Origin of the sequence: Mesorhizobium sp. M7A.F.Ca.US.010.02.1.1, assembly GCF_004023085.1 — a bacterium.
Taxonomy (GTDB): domain Bacteria; phylum Pseudomonadota; class Alphaproteobacteria; order Rhizobiales; family Rhizobiaceae; genus Mesorhizobium.
In genome coordinates this window covers 1-2,689 of record NZ_RZRV01000093.1, presented here as the reverse complement: position 1 = coordinate 2,689, position 2,689 = coordinate 1, and the positions used below count along the sequence as shown (strand labels likewise).

Annotated in this window: 3 protein-coding genes and 1 pseudogene; 3 read left to right on the top strand and 1 reads right to left on the bottom strand. The window is 59.9% G+C overall.

The annotated features are described in order from the left end of the window. From EOA19_RS34770 to EOA19_RS35560, 3 genes and pseudogenes are all read left to right on the top strand, one after another. On the top strand, positions 1-645 hold a 645-nt coding region (locus EOA19_RS34770; protein WP_164893127.1), incomplete at its 5' end, for an AAA family ATPase. A 356-nt stretch (positions 646-1,001) separates the two neighbouring features. Next, positions 1,002-1,106 (top strand): annotated as a pseudogene (locus EOA19_RS34765) (LuxR C-terminal-related transcriptional regulator); the annotation flags it as partial. Between the two features lie 90 nt (positions 1,107-1,196). After that, positions 1,197-1,373: a hypothetical protein gene (locus tag EOA19_RS35560; protein WP_164893126.1), complete on the top strand. Its 177-nt coding sequence runs from the start codon at positions 1,197-1,199 to the stop codon at positions 1,371-1,373. 437 nt (positions 1,374-1,810) lie between these two features. Here the strand turns inward: EOA19_RS35560 and EOA19_RS34760 are convergent, their stop codons facing one another. Then, positions 1,811-2,074: a hypothetical protein gene (locus EOA19_RS34760; protein ID WP_128306103.1), complete on the bottom strand. Its 264-nt coding sequence runs from the start codon at positions 2,072-2,074 to the stop codon at positions 1,811-1,813. Positions 2,075-2,689: the final 615 nt, after the last annotated feature.

The window sequence follows — 2,689 nt, the reverse complement described above, 5'->3', positions numbered from 1 at the left end:
CCCGGTTATGTTGGCTACGGAAAGGGCGGCATCCTAACCGAAGCGGTGCGCAGAAAACCCTATTCGGTGATTCTGCTCGACGAGGTCGAGAAGGCGCATCCGGATGTGCACGAAATCTTCTTCCAGGTTTTCGACAAGGGGATGATGGACGACAGCGAGGGCCGGCGGATCGACTTCAAGAACACGCTGATCCTGCTCACCTCGAATGTCGGCTCGGAAGTCATCATGGACCGCACCAGGAACGGCACGCTGCGGGCCGGGCTCGATGATCTGGACACCGCCTTGCGCGGCCCGTTGCTGAAGGTCTTCCCGGCGGCCTTTCTCGGCCGGGTGGTGACCATTCCTTACTATCCGCTCTCGGATTCGATGATCGAAGCGATTACCCGTCATCAGTTCGCCAAGATCGCTCGCCGGCTGCGTGCAACCAACGATGCGGAATTGGTGATCGGCGACGGTGTCATGGATCTGGTCAAAGCCCGCTGCACCGAGATCGAATCCGGCGGGCGGATGATCGATGCCATCCTGAGCAACACGCTGCTGCCGGAACTGAGCCGCGGCGTGTTGAACCGCTCGCTCGAGGGCGAAAAGATTACAAGGGTCACCGTCGGCGCCTCCAAGGAGGGCTTCACCTATTCCTTCGAGTAGGAAATGTTGATGACGATTTGCTTCGGCTTCTTCGTGCGTAGGCAAGCTGAGCCGACTAGCTTGGGAGCGGCCGGTGGCGGTGAATTCGTATGACGCAATCGGTTAGAAGAATGACGATATTCTTTTACCTGCCACGACACCCGATCTGCGCGTGGCTATAATCAAACGCGCTGCGGCCGCTGTGGGCGAAGGCATCCACGATCGCCGAATCGAATCCAGGGGGATGCGCGCGCTGCCGAGACACCCCGCGTCGTGAAATAGGAAGCGCGCCTATTCTTCGTCCAGATTGGAGGTCGCGCGTGCGTCGGCTGGTGATCCTGGAACGAGCCTCGGCATTCTAGCCGGCGGCTCAAGGCCCGCGAACGGTCGAAATCTACCGCGCCAACATCATGTCGAGGATGCAGGCCAAGAGCCTGTCCGAGATCGTCCGGCTGGCGTTGTTGGCCGACCGATCCTCTTAATAGCCCCATTGTCGGCCCAGGTTCTGCGTGTCTTTCAACTGCCAAGGGCGCGTAGCGACCGAAGCAACGTCTGCTGGATAGGAGCGCTAAATGAAAAAGCACGCTTCTGCTGATCCGGGGATCAAGGTCGGATTGAGCTTATGTGGAAAATTGGAAGCCGCATCCTTCGTCTCGGCAAAGGTTCGCTGCGGTTTCGAAAAGGATTCGCGTGCGCCATTCGCGACGTTCGAGGGCACTTCTCCACCCCGGGCCTTGCGCGGCGTCTGAAGGCGGCGCGAACTCGCCGCTTGCGGGGCCCGTTGGAAACGCAGTGGAGGCGAATTCTTTGTCGTCACTCCGACCTCCGAGGTCCAGGCCGGCCGCTCCGCGTTGCGGTTGCACCACCGTCTCGCAGAAGTGTATTTGGGGCGGGTGACGCGGACCCGCGAAGCTGCGCCGGACCCCAGTCGAGCGTCTCGATGACGCAGGCGGTCGCGCCGCGGTCAGTTCCCTTTCGGTTTCCTCTCGGGCCACCAAAGGCCGACGAGAATCGAAATCCGTATTTGCTATGATGCCGCATTCGCGGCCGCTGCCTCGAATGCGCAAAAGACCGTCTGGACCGCTCGCCGATCCAAATAGTGCAGAAAGCCACATTGATGCTCCGAGATGCCCAATCGCGCGCAGGCGGCCCTAGCTGCCGAAACACTGGCGCCGTTCCTCGCAGTTCAGAGCCCGAGGGTCTGGCCCGTTTCCATCTGAAGGAAATCTGCCGACGAATTCTGGAACACCGCGTCTTGGAACGCGTCGATGGCAGAGCCGTGGGTGACGCCGACCAGCACGGCCGCTGCGGCTTCAACCTTGTCGGCCGCTTCGTCAACCTTGTCGAAACGCATCAGCATTCGATCGTGGAGCATTGACAACCGCGTGGCGTGGTAAAGCACGCTGCGCTTGTGATAGTCCGAGTCCAGCGGCTCAAACAGTATTGTCATGACGGCAACTCCTCGCCATTTCATGTCCATGCGGGGGAATTCGGAGGCCGCCCGCCGATAGATATTGGTCTGGCGCTCCCGGGCCTCCATCACGGGAGTTGATCTGCCCGGATCCTGCAGCACAGGGCGATATTTTCCGCGATGCCATTTTCCCTGTCCGTTTCTTGCTTGCGCGCTTCAACGATTTCGAAACTTCCTTCCACTTCGCCACCAGGAGCTCGGCATCCATGACGATGACAGCATCCTCTGGGCGGCGTCCATACCGGCCGTCATTGCTATCTGGTGCCCAAAAATTGCGGGAAAGCTCGATCAGCCGAAAACGAGGCTCGGCGGAACCACGCACCGAAGGCCTCTGACGCTGCCATCGGCAGAACCAGCGAGTAGCGTAGCGACACGTTCGCTCCGTCCCGGTACCTTGGATTACAGTGGCCTCCATGCCGATGAAATGAAACGCCAGCCCCAAAGTTCCATAAGGGCGGGTGGCGAAATGTTCGTTCTGAACGGCTTCGGTCTGATTTGGGATGAGATATCGTTTCGCGCGCCGGCGGAGCAATGCGCTGTTTTTGTCATTTCGCAATCCATGTCGGGCAAGTGGCCGCCTTACCGGCTCTTGTC